Annotated in this window: 19 protein-coding genes and 5 tRNA genes; 3 read left to right on the top strand and 21 right to left on the bottom strand. The window is 44.0% G+C overall.

The window, feature by feature from the left end; all coding sequences use genetic code 11:
- Position 1: 1 nt before the first annotated feature.
- Positions 2-2,842: a DEAD/DEAH box helicase gene (locus tag CAPGI0001_RS03865; RefSeq protein WP_002666675.1), complete on the top strand. Its 2,841-nt coding sequence runs from the start codon at positions 2-4 to the stop codon at positions 2,840-2,842.
- Positions 2,843-2,868: 26 nt separating this feature from the next.
- On the opposite strand, the gene CAPGI0001_RS03860 is transcribed toward CAPGI0001_RS03865, so the two are convergent.
- Together CAPGI0001_RS03860 and panD are read right to left on the bottom strand one after the other, a co-directional pair.
- The gene (locus CAPGI0001_RS03860) at positions 2,869-3,312 is read right to left on the bottom strand and encodes a tellurite resistance TerB family protein (protein ID WP_040359554.1); all 444 of its coding nucleotides are present in this window, start codon (positions 3,310-3,312) and stop codon (positions 2,869-2,871) included.
- 93 nt (positions 3,313-3,405) lie between these two features.
- A complete protein-coding gene (gene panD / locus CAPGI0001_RS03855; protein ID WP_002666691.1) occupies positions 3,406-3,774 on the bottom strand; it encodes an aspartate 1-decarboxylase in 369 nt (122 codons plus the stop codon).
- Between the two features lie 92 nt (positions 3,775-3,866).
- On the opposite strand from panD, the gene CAPGI0001_RS03850 reads away from it, so the two are divergent.
- Positions 3,867-4,292: a hypothetical protein gene (locus CAPGI0001_RS03850; RefSeq protein WP_002666658.1), complete on the top strand. Its 426-nt coding sequence runs from the start codon at positions 3,867-3,869 to the stop codon at positions 4,290-4,292.
- A gap of 70 nt (positions 4,293-4,362) precedes the next feature.
- On the opposite strand, the gene rplL is transcribed toward CAPGI0001_RS03850, so the two are convergent.
- From rplL to CAPGI0001_RS03770, 16 genes are all read right to left on the bottom strand, one after another.
- On the bottom strand, positions 4,363-4,737 hold the full coding sequence (gene rplL, locus CAPGI0001_RS03845; protein ID WP_002666553.1) for a 50S ribosomal protein L7/L12: 375 nt from the start codon (positions 4,735-4,737) through the stop codon (positions 4,363-4,365).
- 47 nt (positions 4,738-4,784) lie between these two features.
- Entirely contained in the window at positions 4,785-5,300 is a 516-nt protein-coding gene (gene rplJ, locus CAPGI0001_RS03840) for a 50S ribosomal protein L10 (protein ID WP_002666851.1), read from the bottom strand.
- Between the two features lie 22 nt (positions 5,301-5,322).
- Positions 5,323-6,012 (bottom strand): 50S ribosomal protein L1, encoded by a 690-nt coding sequence (rplA, locus tag CAPGI0001_RS03835; protein ID WP_002666749.1) that lies wholly within the window; start codon positions 6,010-6,012, stop codon positions 5,323-5,325.
- 10 nt (positions 6,013-6,022) lie between these two features.
- A complete protein-coding gene (gene rplK / locus CAPGI0001_RS03830; RefSeq protein ID WP_002666655.1) occupies positions 6,023-6,460 on the bottom strand; it encodes a 50S ribosomal protein L11 in 438 nt (145 codons plus the stop codon).
- Positions 6,461-6,518: 58 nt separating this feature from the next.
- Entirely contained in the window at positions 6,519-7,067 is a 549-nt protein-coding gene (nusG, locus tag CAPGI0001_RS03825) for a transcription termination/antitermination protein NusG (protein ID WP_002666547.1), read from the bottom strand.
- Complete coding sequence (gene secE, locus CAPGI0001_RS03820; protein WP_002666472.1) at positions 7,068-7,250, bottom strand: preprotein translocase subunit SecE; 183 nt, start codon at positions 7,248-7,250, stop codon at positions 7,068-7,070.
- 36 nt (positions 7,251-7,286) lie between these two features.
- Positions 7,287-7,360 (bottom strand) — tRNA-Trp (locus CAPGI0001_RS03815).
- A 55-nt stretch (positions 7,361-7,415) separates the two neighbouring features.
- Positions 7,416-8,603, bottom strand: a complete 1,188-nt coding sequence (tuf, locus tag CAPGI0001_RS03810) for an elongation factor Tu (protein WP_002666853.1) — start codon at positions 8,601-8,603, stop codon at positions 7,416-7,418.
- A gap of 66 nt (positions 8,604-8,669) precedes the next feature.
- Positions 8,670-8,741, bottom strand: a tRNA-Thr gene (locus CAPGI0001_RS03805).
- A 9-nt stretch (positions 8,742-8,750) separates the two neighbouring features.
- Positions 8,751-8,823: transfer RNA gene (locus tag CAPGI0001_RS03800), tRNA-Gly, on the bottom strand.
- A gap of 29 nt (positions 8,824-8,852) precedes the next feature.
- Positions 8,853-8,935: transfer RNA gene (locus tag CAPGI0001_RS03795), tRNA-Tyr, on the bottom strand.
- 32 nt (positions 8,936-8,967) lie between these two features.
- Positions 8,968-9,041, bottom strand: a tRNA-Thr gene (locus CAPGI0001_RS03790).
- 119 nt (positions 9,042-9,160) lie between these two features.
- The gene (locus CAPGI0001_RS03785) at positions 9,161-9,925 is read right to left on the bottom strand and encodes a lysophospholipid acyltransferase family protein (protein ID WP_002666850.1); all 765 of its coding nucleotides are present in this window, start codon (positions 9,923-9,925) and stop codon (positions 9,161-9,163) included.
- 12 nt (positions 9,926-9,937) lie between these two features.
- On the bottom strand, positions 9,938-11,179 hold the full coding sequence (locus CAPGI0001_RS03780; RefSeq protein ID WP_002666554.1) for a murein hydrolase activator EnvC family protein: 1,242 nt from the start codon (positions 11,177-11,179) through the stop codon (positions 9,938-9,940).
- Positions 11,179-11,946, bottom strand: coding sequence for a lipoprotein insertase outer membrane protein LolB1 (lolB1, locus tag CAPGI0001_RS03775; RefSeq protein ID WP_040359568.1), 768 nt, complete (start codon positions 11,944-11,946; stop codon positions 11,179-11,181). Before lolB1 ends, CAPGI0001_RS03780 begins: the two co-directional genes overlap by 1 nt.
- An 88-nt stretch (positions 11,947-12,034) precedes the next feature.
- Positions 12,035-13,030, bottom strand: coding sequence for a helix-turn-helix transcriptional regulator (locus CAPGI0001_RS03770; RefSeq protein WP_002666652.1), 996 nt, complete (start codon positions 13,028-13,030; stop codon positions 12,035-12,037).
- A gap of 126 nt (positions 13,031-13,156) precedes the next feature.
- Between CAPGI0001_RS03770 and CAPGI0001_RS03765 the strand changes: the two genes are divergently transcribed.
- Complete coding sequence (locus CAPGI0001_RS03765; RefSeq protein ID WP_040359549.1) at positions 13,157-13,975, top strand: SAM hydrolase/SAM-dependent halogenase family protein; 819 nt, start codon at positions 13,157-13,159, stop codon at positions 13,973-13,975.
- A gap of 197 nt (positions 13,976-14,172) precedes the next feature.
- Here the strand turns inward: CAPGI0001_RS03765 and CAPGI0001_RS03760 are convergent, their stop codons facing one another.
- Genes CAPGI0001_RS03760 through CAPGI0001_RS03750 form a run of 3 tightly spaced genes read right to left on the bottom strand, consistent with a single transcriptional unit; the run spans position 14,173 to position 16,683 of the window.
- Positions 14,173-15,105 (bottom strand): bifunctional riboflavin kinase/FAD synthetase, encoded by a 933-nt coding sequence (locus CAPGI0001_RS03760; protein ID WP_002666910.1) that lies wholly within the window; start codon positions 15,103-15,105, stop codon positions 14,173-14,175.
- 10 nt (positions 15,106-15,115) lie between these two features.
- On the bottom strand, positions 15,116-15,922 hold the full coding sequence (locus CAPGI0001_RS03755) for a rhomboid family protein (protein WP_002666465.1): 807 nt from the start codon (positions 15,920-15,922) through the stop codon (positions 15,116-15,118).
- A gap of 20 nt (positions 15,923-15,942) precedes the next feature.
- On the bottom strand, positions 15,943-16,683 hold the full coding sequence (locus tag CAPGI0001_RS03750) for a rhomboid family intramembrane serine protease (RefSeq protein WP_040359547.1): 741 nt from the start codon (positions 16,681-16,683) through the stop codon (positions 15,943-15,945).
- Between the last annotated feature and the right edge of the window lie 31 nt (positions 16,684-16,714).

Genomic DNA, 16,714 nt, shown 5'->3' with positions numbered 1-16,714 from the left:
CATGTACCGCCTTTTTTTTGATTTTTCTTTTCACCCTGATTTTCAATTATACTTACCTCAAACCCTCTTAGCTCAGCAGCGTAGCCATAGCTGGTTTCTGCTCAAAAAGGCCTCGCCTGAGGTAATGAAGAATATCTCCATCCCACTAAGAGCCTCCGAAAAGGAGGCTTTAGCCATTACTTACAGCCTCCAACCTCATGTACTTGCGCAGAAATACAACCCTAAGAATCTCTCCATCGAGGAGCTCTTCAAGAACAAATCCCAAAAGAAATATATCCAAGAACAGATAGAGGAAAAAACCAATACACTTCTCTCCCTGATAGCCAAGGAAGCACTATGGCTTACCACCCATTGCCAAAAGGAACAACCTATAGAGCGGCAACTTATTGAGGTTTCCCCTAAGGAGCTACATCCCATATTGGAATTTGAGAAAACCCCAGAAGGGATTGCCTACCATTTGTTCCTCCTTGCAGAAGAAAGGCTCGTCCCTGCTGAGCACCAAATCACCCTACTCAGCCAGAAGAAATCATGGATAGTTATCGACCAGAAGCTCAGCCTCCTTGAGGATATTCCTGCACAGCTGGTCAAGCCTTTTCTGGGAAAGACTTCTGTGGAGATTCCCCAGAGGATGGTTCAAGAGTATTTTGACAAATTTCTCAAGGAAGTCCTCCAAAGGGTAGAGGTATGCTCCGTTGGCTTTGATATACTGACCAAGGACAGTCTGCAGGGCACCTCCCTTCACTTTGTCCACGACTTCCTTTCTGGGCAATACAAGCTCTATGTCGCCTTTGATTATGGCGGATATACCTTCTATAGTAACCAACGCAGGGCGCAACAGTCCCTCTTGAATATTACTCCTGAGGGAGATATTCATATACAACACTTTAGGAGAAACCCCTTAGAAGAAGCGCGTAAAGTACAAATACTAAAAGACTTAGGACTACAAGAAGTAGAAGGGTTCCTTTGGGTGGATGATCCTTATCCCTTTGCTACTTACCTGCACCTATTGCCTTACGGAGAGGTCTTGGAAGCCCAAGGGCTACCCCTTGCTCCTATAGAAATTGAGGGGAAGCAAACCTGTCTGCAACATTTTGATATTCAGCTTAATGAGACTACAGGACAACAGGACTGGTTCGATGTAGATATCTGGATTACCCAAGGGGATTTCCGCTTGCCTTTTGCCTCCCTTATAAAAAACCTGAGGGAGAACAACCCCCTCTATCCCCTACCCGATGGCTCTTGGCTGGTGATTCCTAAGGAATGGTTTGCTCGGTATGAACGGCTGGCAAAGTTTGGCCAAGAACATCAGGGGAAAATACGCCTTGCCAGAAGCCACTATGCCCTCTTGGACACCCTTGCTGAAGCTAAGCCCAAGGAATGGGTCAGCGGCATTCACTATCAGCCATCACCACGCCTGAAAGCCTCCCTACGCCCCTACCAAAGGGAAGGCGTAGAATGGCTCTTGGAGCACTACCACAACCAGATGGGAGCTTGCCTTGCCGACGATATGGGGCTGGGGAAAACGCTCCAAATCCTGGCCATGCTCATTGCAGTACATGATACTTACCCCCTGAAGCAGACGGATTTCCCTACAGATATTTTCCAGTTAGGACAGATGCAGCGCGAGCCCCTCAAGGCACTTATCGTACTACCTTCGTCCTTGATTTTCAATTGGTATGAGGAGATCAAGCGCTTCACTCCTGATCTGAGGTGTACCCAGTACATAGGCAATGACCGGAAAACAAAGGTACGCCGCTTGCTCAACTATGATATCGTGCTAACCTCCTACCCTATCCTTACCCGAGATATTGCGCTCTTGGAGAAACATCCCTTCTCCTTCATCATCTTGGACGAAAGCCAGCGTATCAAGAACAAGAATTCACAGATATTCAAGGCAATAGATAGGCTACAGGGAACCCACCGCTTTTCCCTCAGTGGTACCCCTATAGAGAATTCTCTAAGTGACCTATGGGCACAGATGCAGTTTATCAACCCCAATATATTGGGAACTTTCGCCCAGTTCAGCAAGTATTTCCTCCCCGAGATACAGAAGAAGCACAACCCTATTGCCTTAGAAGAACTCAAGACAATTATCAATCCCTTCCTGCTGAGACGTACCAAAGAGCAGGTACTACAAGACTTACCCGATATGGAAGAACAAATCATCTATTGTCCTATGAGTGAGCTACAAGGGAAATGGTACGAACAGGAGAAGTCCAAGGTACGCAACGCCCTCCTACAGGTAGCCCCACAGGGCAAGAATATTCATTCGCTGAACATGCTCATGCGCCTAAGACAGATTAGCAACCACCCCCTACTGGCGGATCCCAAGAGCGACATCCCCTCTGGGAAATATGAAGAGGTAGTCAGCTGCTTGGAACAGCTGTTATTATCTGCACAGAAAGCGCTTATTTTTAGCAGTTTTACCTCTCACTTAGAAATATACCAAAGATGGTGTGACGAGCAGAAAATCAAGTATGCATTGCTCACAGGAGCCACAGCGCTACCCGATAGAAAAGTACAAGTGGAGCGGTTTCAGAAAGATAAAGAAGTACCCTTCTTCTTTATCTCGCTCAAGGCAGGAGAAGTAGGGCTGAACCTAACGGCGGCCTCGTATGTGCTTTTATTAGACCCTTGGTGGAATCCCTTTGCCGAGCGGCAGGCCATAGCCCGAGCCCATCGGTTGGGACAGGAACAGAAGGTCAATGTGATTCGGTTTGTAAGCCAACATACTTTAGAAGAGAAGATTATTCGGCTACAGCAGCACAAAAGGGAACTCTCCGAGCACATCATAGAAGAAGATACCCTGATGAAAGAAGAACTATTAGAATTACTTGAATAAAAAAGCGGCCAAAAGGCCGCTTTGTTTTAAACCTTATTCTTTATGAGCATTACTTCAATAATAGAAATGGCGGTTTTTTCTGGTACAGTTAGCAATTCAGCTAATTGGTTGATCATATCCTTTTCTTCTTCTTCTAAGATACCATCAGAAGTAGCGATATCTACTGCGCAAGCAAAAGCAGTAAGACGAAGTTCAGAAGGAAGACCTTGCACTGATTTTTCTACTAAGCTTCCTGGGCCTTCTTTCTTAAGAATACGGAAAAGCTTATCAAAAAGCTTATCAAAAGCAGAGCCAGTGTAGCTGTCATAGATACGAAGACGGTTCATGTAATTCACGATTTCGTCCCACTCTCCATGGCCTACGTTACCATCGGCTCCTGCCATAGCAAGAGCAATCCCTGCGAAGGATTCTTGTTCGTTTAGTTTCACTTCCTCGGTTACTCCTTGGAAGATCTTTCCGAATAAACTCATAAGTTTTAATTTTAAATATAGGGCAAAGATAAGAAAAAATCTGAACAAAAAAACTTTTATCCAAAATTTTTTTACAAATTAATGATACTGATATTAATTACTGTTGGTATTAATCATTAATCGATTTGTTTGCTCATCAGGAAAGATGACCGTAGGTTGGAAGGTTTTGGCCTCTTCGAAATCCATAAGGGCATAGGAGATAATGATTACAATATCCCCCTTCTGTACCTTGCGAGCGGCAGGACCATTGAGGGTAATGGTACCAGAGTTTCGCTCACCCCGAATGATATATGTCTCGAAACGCTCGCCATTATTGACATTCACGATAGAGACCTTCTCTCCTACGATGAGGTTGGCCGCTTCCAAAAGAGCTTCATCGATAGTGATGCTCCCTATATAATCCAAGTCTGCACCGGTTACTTTTACACGGTGGATTTTTGATTTTAATACTTCTATTTTCATGTGACAAAGGTAAAAAATATTTGGATAATTCTTCCGTTTTTCTTTGCTTTTTTGTATATTTGTCCTCTTGAACCTAACCAATATACTATCTTATGAGAAAGCTGCTATTTTTAGCCCTGCTAATAGTAGGCTGTAAGCCCTCCTATGTGACTGAGATTCCGCGTGATACGAATCTTCATACAGGAATCCATCTAAAAAATCCTAAGCGAGTGGTCATCTTTGCCGAAGATGCCACCTACTATAAGTATGCACAGGAACACCCAGAGTATAAGAAAATTAAGGCACGCATCTCCTCCCTACTTCCTGCTGCTTCAGAGAGCTGTTTCTGTGGGATTACCCTACGAGGAGGTATCATACGGATAGACGGGGAGAAATCGTGGATTATTGATACAGAGAAGCTGCCCTATATAGCAGCTTTGGTACTGTACAATGGCAAAGGAAAACCCGAGGTAGTACTCGATCCTAAGCAATACGAGAAGCGTCTTCGGCAGATGTGGGGCAGTAAGTCCACTCGGTAAAAGAGCTTCAATAAAAAATCTCTTCCCCTGTGGGGAAGAGACTTTCGTATTGTAAAAACTAAGAAAAGAATTATTTTAATTCTACTTCTGCTCCAGCTTCTTCTAATGATTTTTTAAGGTTTTCAGCGTCAGCTTTAGAAACCCCTTCTTTCACTTTAGATGGAGCTCCATCTACTACTTCTTTAGCTTCTTTTAGTCCAAGACCAGTAAGGTCTTTTACTAATTTCACTACTGCCAATTTGTTGTCACCTGCACTCTTAAGAATTACATCGAATTCAGTTTTTTCAGCAGCAGCTTCTCCAGCAGCAGCAGGACCAGCAGTTACAGCAACAGCTGCAGCAGCAGGCTCGATACCATACTCATCCTTAAGGATTTGAGCGAGTTCATTTACTTCTTTTACAGTTAAGTTAACTAATTGTTCTGCGAAATTTTTCAAATCTGCCATTTCTATCGTTTTTTAATGGTTTATAAATAAAATTAATGTGTGTGCTATTAACGTTCAGAGAGTGTTTTAACAATACCTGCGATTTTTCCTCCTCCAGACTTAAGAGCAGAAACAACGTTTTTAGCAGGCGATTGCAAGAGGGCAATGATATCTCCGATAAGTTCCTCTTTGGATTTGATAGAAGAGAGAGCGTCCAACTGGTCATCGCCGATGAATACAGCTTCTTCTATATAAGCTCCTTTGAGAAGGAGTTTTTCAGATTTTTTTCTAAAGTTTTTAATCAACTTAGCTGGAGCATTTCCCACTTCGGCATACATCACGGAAGTATTTCCTTTGAGTACAGAAGGAAGATCTCCGAAATTTTTGTCAGAGGCTTCCATAGCCTTTGCTAAGAAAGTGTTTTTTACTACAGCGAGTTTGATATTAGCTTTGAAACAAGCGCGACGAAGGTCGGAAGTCTCCTTTGCATTGAGTCCGGTGAGGTCTGCCAGATAGATCACATGATTGGCTGCTAACTGAGCGGTTAAATCCTCTATTACTACTGATTTTTCTTCTTTTGTCATAATTTTCTCTTTTAACTACTTGTTAGACTGCTTTTGTATCTATAGCTACACTGGGGCTCATAGTACTTGACAAGTAGATAGACTTGATATAAGTACCCTTAGCGGCAGTAGGTTTTAGCTTAATGAGGGTCTGAAGGAGCTCAGTGGCATTCTCAGTAAGTTTTTCAGCAGTGAAGGATACTTTTCCGATGGAAGCATGAACAATCCCTGTTTTATCCACACGGAAGTCTATTTTCCCTGCTTTTACTTCTTGAACAGCCTTACCGATTTCCATAGTTACAGTACCTGTTTTAGGGTTAGGCATAAGCCCACGAGGACCGAGCACACGCCCCAAAGGTCCCAATTTACCCATTACAGCAGGCATAGTAACGATAACATCTACATCAGTCCAGCCGTCTTTGATTTTCTGCAAGTATTCGTCAAGCCCTACATAGTCAGCACCGGCAGCTTTAGCTTCAGCTTCCTTGTCAGGAGTAACGAGCGCTAATACGCGTACATCCTTACCAGTTCCGTGAGGAAGAGTCACTACACCACGTACCATCTGGTTTGCTTTACGAGGGTCAACCCCCAATCTTACTGCGATATCCACAGAAGCATCAAACTTAGTAAAAGAAACTTCTTTTACTTTTTTGCTTCCTTCTGCAAGGCTATATAATTTGTCAGCTTCTATTTTAGATAAAGCCTCTTTGTATTTCTTTGTCAGTTTTGCCATAATCAATCAATTAAAAAGGTTTATCTCCAGTGATTGTGATACCCATAGAACGAGCGGTACCTGCCACTATGCTCATAGCCTTCTCAATAGTGAAAGCACTGAGGTCAGGCAATTTATCTTCAGCGATAGCGCGTACTTGATCCCAAGTGATATTGGCTACCTTTTTACGGTTAGGCTCTCCAGAACCTCCCTTAATTTTGGCTGCTTCCAAGAGTTGAACTGCCGCAGGTGGGGTCTTGATTACAAAATCAAAAGATTTATCTTTGTAAACAGAGATAACAACAGGTAATACTTTACCAGGCTTGTCCTGAGTGCGCGCATTGAATTGCTTACAGAACTCCATGATGTTAACTCCAGCAGCCCCCAAGGCAGGTCCAACCGGTGGCGAAGGATTCGCAGCACCTCCCTTAACTTGTAGTTTAACTACTTTGTGTAATTCTTTTGCCATTGTTCAACTTTAATTTATAATTCTTTAAAATGTATATTCCGCTTTAGAGCGAAGTTTGTTATATTTTTTCTACTTGTGTATAGCTGAGCTCCAGTGGGGTTTTACGACCGAAGATTTTAACAATCACCTCGAGCTTGCGTTTTTCCTCATTTACCTTATCCACATTGCCGGTAAAGCCATTGAAAGGGCCATCGATAACCTTGACAGACTCCCCTACTTCATAAGGGATAAGAACTGTATCTACTTTTTCTTGTAGCTCATCTACAATACCGAGCATTCGATTGACTTCGGACTTGCGGATAGGAGTAGGAGCTCCTCCTTTTGTTTCTCCTAAGAAACCAATCACTCCGGAGATTCCCTTAATCAAGTGAGAGATTTCGCCAGAGAGGTCTGCTTTGATCATCACATATCCAGGGAAGAACACTTTTTCTACATTGACTTTCTTTCCATTGCGAAGTTGTGGTACCTTTTCAGTAGGCACAAGCACCTGCTCTACATAGTCGCCATAGCCCAATCGGCTAATTTCAGACTCTATGTAGTTCTTTACTTTGTTCTCTTGGCCACTTACAGCACGTACTACATACCAATTTTTTTCAAGGACTGCCATTTAGAAAATTTTAAAAATCTGAGCGATGAAGCTTTCAAAGAGGAAGTCCACGCCAGCAATGAATAAAGAAAAAATAACGGAGAATATAGTTACCACCCACAGTAGGCGTTGTGCCTCATTGAAGGGAGTCCAGGTAACATTCTGTGTTAGTTCTGTATAAGATTCTTTGATATAGTTGATCATTACGATTCGTTTTGTCAGTTTATAAAAAACTATATATGGCACGGGTGGAGGGATTCGAACCCCCATCAATGGTTTTGGAGACCACTATTCTACCCTTGAACTACACCCGTATAAAAAGAGTTTTGTTGCCAAAACCCTTTTAAAATATCATGAAATCAAGTCTTATTAGTCAAGGATTTCAGTTACCTGACCAGCACCTACGGTACGACCACCTTCACGGATTGCGAAGCGAAGACCTACGTTAAGAGCGATAGGTTGTAGCAATTCCACAGTGATAGTAAGGTTGTCCCCAGGCATTACCATATCTACTCCTTCAGGAAGGTTGATAGTACCAGTAACGTCGGTTGTACGAACGTAGAACTGAGGGCGGTAGTTATTGTGGAATGGAGTGTGACGTCCACCTTCTTCTTTTTTCAAGATATATACTTCAGCTTTGAACTTAGCGTGAGGTTTTACAGAACCTGGTTTGCAGATTACCATACCACGACGGATATCTTTTTTGTCGATACCACGGAGTAGGAGACCTACGTTGTCACCAGCTTCACCACGGTCAAGGATTTTCTTGAACATCTCAACCCCAGTGATAGTAGAGGTAAGCTTATCAGCTCCCATACCGATGATTTCAACAGCGTCACCAGTGTTAGCGATACCAGTTTCGATACGACCTGTAGCCACAGTACCACGACCAGTGATAGTGAATACGTCCTCGATAGGCATCAAGAAAGGTTTGTCAATATCACGTTGTGGAAGTTCGATCCAGTTGTCTACAGCGTCCATAAGCTGCATTACAGTATCTACCCATTTTTGTTCTCCGTTAAGAGCACCAAGAGCAGAACCTTGGATTACAGGACCATTGTCACCATCGTAATCATAGAAAGAGAGCAATTCGCGTACTTCCATTTCTACGAGTTCCAATAGTTCAGGGTCATCCACCATATCCACTTTGTTAAGGAACACAACGATACGAGGAATACCTACCTGACGACCCAAAAGGATGTGCTCACGAGTTTGAGGCATAGGCCCATCGGTAGCAGCAACCACAAGGATAGCACCGTCCATCTGAGCAGCACCAGTAACCATGTTCTTTACATAGTCGGCGTGGCCTGGACAGTCTACGTGAGCGTAGTGACGGTTCTTAGTTTGATATTCTACGTGTGAAGTGTTGATAGTAATACCACGCTCTTTTTCTTCAGGAGCGTTATCGATAGAGTCGAAACTTCTCGCTTCGGAGAGACCTGCATCAGCCAATACTTTAGTAATAGCAGCAGTCAATGTTGTTTTTCCGTGGTCAACGTGTCCAATAGTACCAATATTAAGGTGCGGTTTGGAACGGTCAAAATTCTCTTTTGCCATGTTTAAATAATTTTAATCTTAGTTATAGAAATTAATATAAAAGGTATATTTCTTATACTACAAAAGAGCCAATGACGAGATTTGAACTCGTGACCTCTTCCTTACCAAGGAAGCGCTCTACCCCTGAGCTACATCGGCTTGTAAAAGAGCGGGAGACGAGGTTCGAACTCGCGACATTCAGCTTGGAAGGCTGACGCTCTACCAACTGAGCTACTCCCGCAATCTTATTAAAATATGTCAATCAAGTAGTGGGGAGAACAGGATTCGAACCTGTGAAGGTGAAAACCAGCAGATTTACAGTCTGCCCTCGTTGGCCGCTTGAGTATCTCCCCTAAGAATCAACAAATAAATATGATAAACATCGAGCCGGTAGAGGGATTCGAACCCACGACCCCGAGATTACAAATCACGTGCTCTGGCCAACTGAGCTATACCGGCATTTTTTGTTCTTTTTCAAACAAAAATTACTCCTTGTTTAACGAGGTGCAAATATACGACATTTTTTTATTCTACCAACAAAAAAATGTATTTTTTTGAAAAATAAGTTATTAACAACCTTATTCCTGCTCTTTACTCTTGATAAAAGTAGGATGTTGCTCTATGGCAAAGGCTACTTTTTCTATGATTTCTTCTACGCTTTCTCGCTCATAATCAATCTCTAAGGGAGCTTTTATCCGCATGGTCTGTTGGATTCCTTTCTTTTTGACCACCACTCCTTTTTTGTCAAAAGAACGCCTGAAGCCATCTATAACAATGGGCACGACGATGGGTTTGTAGGTCTTTATCAGGTGAGCTGTCCCCTTGCGAATGGGTTTCCAAGGTGAGGTAGTCCCCTGAGGGAAGGTAATGAGCCACCCATCTTGGAGGGCAACTCCTATATTTTTGATATCATCGGGATTGACCTCACGGTGTATTTCTTTGCCTTTTTCGCGCCAAGTACGGCTGACTTTTACAGCACCCACATAGGCAAGAATCTTGGGGAGTATCCCCGAGCGCATGGTCTCAGAGGCTGCTACATAATACAGATTGAGCTTAGGTTGCCATACATAGCCTATGTTCTTGAGAGAGTCCACCCGCCCCTTGAGGCTGGCGTTGAACACATGGTACATAGCGATAACATCGGCAAAATATGTCTGGTGATTGGAGATAAAGAGCACCCCTCGCTCAGGTAGAGAACGTATAATCTCTGATCCTTCTATATGTAGGTCGTTAAACCCTCGGTAGCGCCTATGGGTAAGCGAGCCCAAGGTACGTATGATAAATTTTTTTATCCAAAGGGCATGCCCAAAGGGATCTTGTTTCCAGAGTTTGAATCTTGACATTTCTTTTCTTTTTTATTCCCTCAGCCAATGTTCAGGATTGAGTTTGTTGGTGTTTTTATAGACAAAGAATTTCATTTCGGTACGTCCCTCACTATCGGTAAAAATCTTCCCCAGGGGTGTCTTGGCGGAGACCTTTTGCCCCTTACTGACATATACCTGAGTGAGGTTATAATAAATGGTAATAAAATTCCCATGTCGCACCTGTACCGCCTTGTTTCCTCCAGGGATGGAGATGACCGCGGATACTTCCCCATTGAAGACACAGCGAGCATCAGCCCCTCGGGGCGCCATAAGAGAGACACCATTATTATAATGCTTAAGGTCAGGATACACAGGATCGTCATAGGTACCGAACCCTTGTGACTTGTACCCTCGTTCGATAGGCCAAATGAGCTTACCCTTATTGGCTTCGAAGTCCGAGGAAAGCGCTTGCCCCTCAGGAGTAAGGTCAAAGACCTTATCACTGGCGGCGGCAGAGGTAGTAGTCTTGCCTGTAGAAGAAGTCTTAGGCTTTGCCTTCTTGTTGGCCTCGACTATGGCCAAGCGAATCAAGCGGTCTATTTCTCGGTCTATCTTATTGGCTTGCGCTTGTTTCTTCTTAATCTCAGCGGCATACTCACTTTCCTTTTTCTTGATAGAGGCCACCAAGGATTCTTGTTCTTTTCGTTCCTGAGAGAGGCGCGTCTGCTCCTTTTGGTTTTCCTCCACTATCCTGCGCTGGTAGTTATACTGGGAAGAGAGAGAGTCGGCGAGTTGTTGTAGGAGGGTATTCTTTTGCTGAATCTCTTGCGCTTGTTTTTTCCTATATTGGGTATATTGTTGTAAGTACTTTAGGCGCTTGTACCCCTGAGTGAAGCTCTCGGAGGCGAGCAGGAACATCCAGCGGCTTTGGGGAGAACGAGACTTATAGGATTGGAGAATCACCGCCGCATAATTCTTCTTGAGGCTCTCCAGATCCTTCTTGAGCGTGGAGATCTGGTTTTGGTTGTCCTTAATCTGTTGGCTGAGCAGATTGGCCTGATGATTGGTCAGGCGTATAAGCTGTGTACGAGCTGATATTTTTTCACTAATTTCCTCAATCTGAAAGGCCAAGCTCTTGCGCTCCTGCGCCTGCTGAGAGCGCAGTGCGGACATCTCTTGGATCTGTTCCAAGAGCGCTTTCTTCTGCTTTTCCAGCTGCTTTTGTTTTTGAGAAGTTTGCGCAAAAGCACCTGCAAATGACAGGATACATATGAATACTACTAAGCGATGCATTAGGGACGAAGGGTTAAGGGTTGGTAAGCAGAGGGGACACTATAGGGGAATCGTACCGCCACATTGCGCTGGAGAGCACTAAACTGCAAACTTAGCTGCACTTGCTCCCCCCCCTGACTGCCTTGTAGCAATAGGGAGAGCGGGAAGAGCTGCCCCTCCACCGCCTGATAGGTATAAGCAGCATAGAGAGAGCGCTCTCTCTCAGTTTGTTTCTCTTGTACGATGAGCAAACTCTCCATTCTGAAAGCTGCGTTAAGGAAGAAAGACAAGTCCAAAGCATCCTTCTTAAGCGCTCCTTTGTAGCGCTCCCCCTCAGGGGTGAGGGTGGTATGCCTATCGCGGAAAAGCAATTGCCCTAAGAGCAAATTCTCCAAGGCCTCAAAGCCAAGATGTACCCCTAAATATTTTTCAGAGATGGTATAATCCCCCTCGAAATAGGTATTGTCAAGCTTGTTATAGAACTGTACCTTATCCTTGGTAATGAGTGCCTTGGCCATTCCTAAGGGAGCACTGATCCAGATGGTTTCTCCCTTTTTCATTCTAAAAGACAGAGGGATAGCCTGCCCGATCTTACCTATCCTGGAATAAGTGACCGTGAGTGTTCCAGCCAGTGTCTCAAAAGCGGGGAAAGTCTCTTGATGCTTTTCGAGAATTTCCTTTCCTCTGAGAGAGGTATCGGCGACCCCTTGTGTATTGGTAACCTTAGCCGTGCGGCAGCCTGTAAAAAGCACTGCCAAGAGAAAAATATACGAGAATAATGATTTCATTACGCTTTCTGTTTTAAAAGGGTAAAAGTACAATTTTTTCAGCATAGCCCCCCATTCTTGCTGTATTTTATTATACTTTTGCATTTTGTTAAGAATAATTAGCAGCTGCTTTTTTTAATAATGAGGATATATTCCGCCTTAGGCGTGAAGGGGCTAAAACGATTATACTAGCTCCAAATCCCAAAATAAGCCGCTCCAGTTCATAATTATGGCGTACCCTGATACGAAAGACAACCCCATCCTCCCGCTCTTCTACTATCTCTTGAGAATGATGAAAAGGCTTGGTGATCACATAGTTAGCATTGTTCCTATCCACCCAGAAAACCACCTCCTCGATAGGGTTTCCCTCCGAGACGGTAACCCCTATAACATCCTTGAAATACTCATTGGCATCGATATTTTTATCAACATAGGGAGCGGACAAAATATTCACATTTTCCATGCGATCAAGCGCCAAGGTAAGCAGACTTGTCTTGTAGAAAGCAACTAAAAACCACCGATTGTTATACTCCTTGAGGAACTGAGGATGCACGTGCATAGTAGCACTATGGCGCGCCTTGAAGGACTTGTATTCTATGGCCAAGGGCTTTTTCTGCTGTATGGCTTGGTAGATAGGGTCTATATAACTAAGCCCCCTAAGGTGCTCATTCTTATCCAAGTGTATCACCGGATGGTGAGATAGGGTGAGGAAGACAGCATCCTCCAAGCGATGCAGCACCCCATTCATCTGTTGGAAGAAAGAAAAATCCTTGAACTCCTTGAGGAACTCCACCGCCTGACGCATCTTCTTGATATCCTCGTAAGGGATTTCCATTTTGGTAATACTATAGTCCGAGTCGGCATAGCGGTAATACTTATTGTCAAAGACCTCGATAGGGGCATTGTAGCCTATCTTGTCGCTGCGCATATTCTGGATATCGAGCTGTATGGTACGCTTGCTCACGACATTTTCCTTGCCCTCATACTCACAGAGCGCCTCGGTACAGGCGGCGATAAGATCGTCCAAAGTCCACAAGCGTGTGGTGTCCCTCAGACACTTATCAATAGTCTTATAACGAATCAAGGCATTTTTGTTAGTAGCCATAACAGTTGAGAATTTGTAGGTATTTTTTGGAGAATGCAAAGGTAAAAAGAAATGAGAAAAAATAATCCTTGTTTGGGAGTTTTTTCTTATATTTGTACGTTTTTTCAAGTTTTTGATTTTGCAGTTATGAACATCATCACTCTTACCACGGATTTTGGGGAACAAGACTACGGTGTAGGCGCCCTCAAGGGGCAGCTCTATAGCCTTATTCCTCAGGCACGTATTGTAGATATTTCCCATCAGGTGGATCGCTATAGTATCTCGGAAGCTGCGTACCTTTTGGAAGGTGCCTACCGCTATTTTCCTAAGGGAACCATCCATATCGTAGGCGTCAATAACGAACTTTCCCCTGAGTGTGGGCTGCTCCTCTTAGTACATGAGAGGCACTACTTTATCACGGCCGACAATGGATTTGTCTCCCTACTGACGCACAATGCCCCAGAGACAGAAGTTTATCTTCTTGACCTACCCAGTAGAGTGTCCATCTTCCCTACGCTGGAGTTCTCCACCCATATTGCCCAAAAGCTTTGTGAAGGTGCCTTGCCCTCCACATTAGGAACACCCTGTGAGAAGCACCTATATATCACCGACTTTGTTCCTAAGGTGCGCGCCCAAAGGATAGAAGGCACTGTTATCTACATTGATCACTTTGGTAATGTGGTGTCCAATATCACCCGTTCACTGCTCACCCAAGAGGCTAAGGATAGGCGATTTCATGTATATTTCCGCTACCAAAGCGTGGAGAATATCACCTTGGATTCTATTTGTTTGCAGTACAATCAGGTAGAGAAAGATAGCCTTTCGGCAGGAGAGGTCTTTCTGCTATTCAACCATTTAGACTATTTGGAGATGGCCATCTACAAGGCCAATCCGGATGTTTCGGGCGGAAGTGCTAGCCTTATGGGCATCCAGAGAGGAGATACTGTAAGTATTGACCTTATATAAAAATAAAAGAGAGCTTGCGCCCTCTTTTACCAATTCTAACCACAAAATCTAATATATGAAAAACAATTTATCTTCTCGTTGTTTTGCGGTGCAAAGGTATGGCGGTTTTCGCCTCTGAGCAATAGATTTTTATTATTTTTTTCTATAGCACTATAAGTTTTTTATATACCTTGAAGGGGAGAGTATCTTTGCAGTGATCATTGAGCATTGGCAATTAACCACTTACAACTATCTTCGTCCTTTTTCAGTTGTGCCTTGAGCGCCTCTAAGGAAGGAAACTTGACCTCATCACGGATAAAATCTATAAAATAAAGTCGTATTTCCTTGCCATATAAGTCACTACTGAAATCAAAGAAATATACTTCTATACTTTCACCTTTGCCTTCTATGGTAGGATTTTTCCCTATAGAGAGCATCCCAAAGACCTTTTTTCCTTCCCAAAGCATATACACGGCATAGACCCCTATCTTAGGGATGAGCTTATGAGAATTTTCTATCTGTAGGTTGGCCGTAGGATAGCCCAAGGTACGGCCTAACTTCTGTCCATGTACCACGGTACCTGCCAAAGAAAACGAATAACCGAGATAGTGATTAGCCGTCTGCACGTCGCCCTTCTCGAGTGCTTGTCGGATTTTGGTAGAGCTCACCGAGAGGGAGTCTACCTCCTGCACAGGGATTTCCTCCACTTGAAAATGATATTGTTCTCCAAAGGCCTTGAGCTCTTCTATCCCAGCGGAACGGTTTTTCCCAAAACGATGGTCATAGCCTATGATAATCTCCTTGGCTCGAAGTTTTCCCACTAAGAGTTCTCGTACATAATCCTGAGCAGAGAGTGCGGCAAATTCCTTGCTGAAAGGCTGAATGACCAGCTGGGCAATCCCATAGGAAGCCAGAAGTTGTGCCCGCTCCTCTATGGTCTGAATCAGCGCAATAGGAGCGGAGGGGTCGAGTACCATACGCGGATGAGGGAAGAAAGTCAGTACCGTAGGGAGTAAGTCCTGTTCCTTAGCCCTCTCGACCACTTGGGTGATGATTCTTTGGTGTCCTATATGAATCCCGTCGAAGGTGCCGATGGTTAGCACCGTATGCTCAGGAGATTGAAAATGAGTTATATCTGTTACAAGTTGCATCCAAGGTAAATTATTGGTTAGCGTTTTCCCGGCTGGCTAAGAAGAGGTATCTTTTTTCTTCATTGGTGAGACTGTCATAGCCACTTTTGCTGATTTTGTCCAGAATGGTATTGATTCGTTCCTGGGCGTGCTCATTAGTATAGGGAGAAGTGGGAGCCTGTCGAGCTCTTTTGGGAAGAGAGAAAGAGAGCTTCCCCTTGAGAAACAAGCCATAGAGTATTCCTACAAGTGCTCCTCCTAAGTGGGCGATATGCCCTCCTGCATTGCTTATGGGGATACTAAGGAGGTCTGTGGCCACCATCAGTACACCCAACACCCACAAGGGAACAGCCCATACCCCAAAGAGATAAATCCTAAGTGTAGGAGTGTAGGTGGTTAAGAATATCAGTACCGCCATGATCCCTGCAGATCCGCCCAAGAGGTAATCCTCCCGATGAGCAAAGACCGGAAAAATAGCATAGGTAAGCATAAAAAAGAGCCCGCCTGCTACTACCCCTGCTATATATATTCCTAAGAAACGCTTTGGTGTGAAGAGATTCATGAACAAGATCCCTACGAAGTAAAGCATAATCGCATTGAAAAAGCAGTGGATAAAGCTGGCATGGAAGAAGCTATAGGTAATGGCTGTCCAGGGTTGCTGCAATAGCTGGGAAAAGTCCTGTGAGAGTGCAAAGAGATCCCTTACAAAAGGGTCGGTACGCTGCCAGAGGAAGGCAAATAGCTGCGGAAGGATATAACCACAGAGGTAACTTACGATGAGTATATACACTAATGACAGGGAATGCTTGCCCCATATTCTTTTTACAGTTCTATTCATGATCCATTTCTCTGTTATACTTAGTACAACCTTCTGTCATTGAAAGAATTTTTTTGCCAAAGCTTCATCAAGATAAAGCCTATCAGCGCCCCACCCACATGAGCAAAGTGGGCAATATTGCTACCAAAGATGGAATAACCAGTCACCCCTGAGAACAAATCCAAGGCGATGAGGATCGGAATAAAGTACTTAGCCTTGATCGGGATGGGGAGGAACATGAGCATGAGTTCGGCATTAGGGAAAAGAACCCCAAAGGCTACCAAGATCCCATAGATCGCCCCAGAGGCACCTACAGCAGGAATCATATAAGCCGACATCATATCCTTGAAATCACTCTCGGAAAGCGCTTCTTCCCAGCCCGTATTATACATACCTTTCTGTAAGAGCTCCTGCGCCTGGCTTATCGAAAAACCTTTGCTCTGCAAGATGTCCAGCGCTGAGTGAAACTCGTAATAGTTCACCGCTGTATGTAAGAAGGCTGCTCCTAAGCCACAAGCAAAATAAAAGACAATAAAGCGATTGCTACCAAAGTAGCTTTCCAGAGGCATTCCGAAGGAATAAAGAGCAAACATATTAAAGAAAATATGCGCTACAGAGGCGTGCATAAAGAGGTGAGAGAACACCTGCCACCACTGGAAATTGGGGTTTTCTATATAGTAGAGAGCCGCCTTGTCCTGCAACATAGGTATAAAATGTGCCAAGAGGAAGAAGAGTACATTGGCAATGATCAGGTGAGCGACCGCCTTAGTTATATTCATCATGATTTGTCAGAGGGATTAGTTGGGGCTTTTT

Source organism: Capnocytophaga gingivalis ATCC 33624 (assembly GCF_000174755.1).
GTDB lineage: Bacteria > Bacteroidota > Bacteroidia > Flavobacteriales > Flavobacteriaceae > Capnocytophaga > Capnocytophaga gingivalis.
Note: the sequence above shows the minus strand (reverse complement) of the source record. Positions and strands in the feature narration are given on the sequence as shown.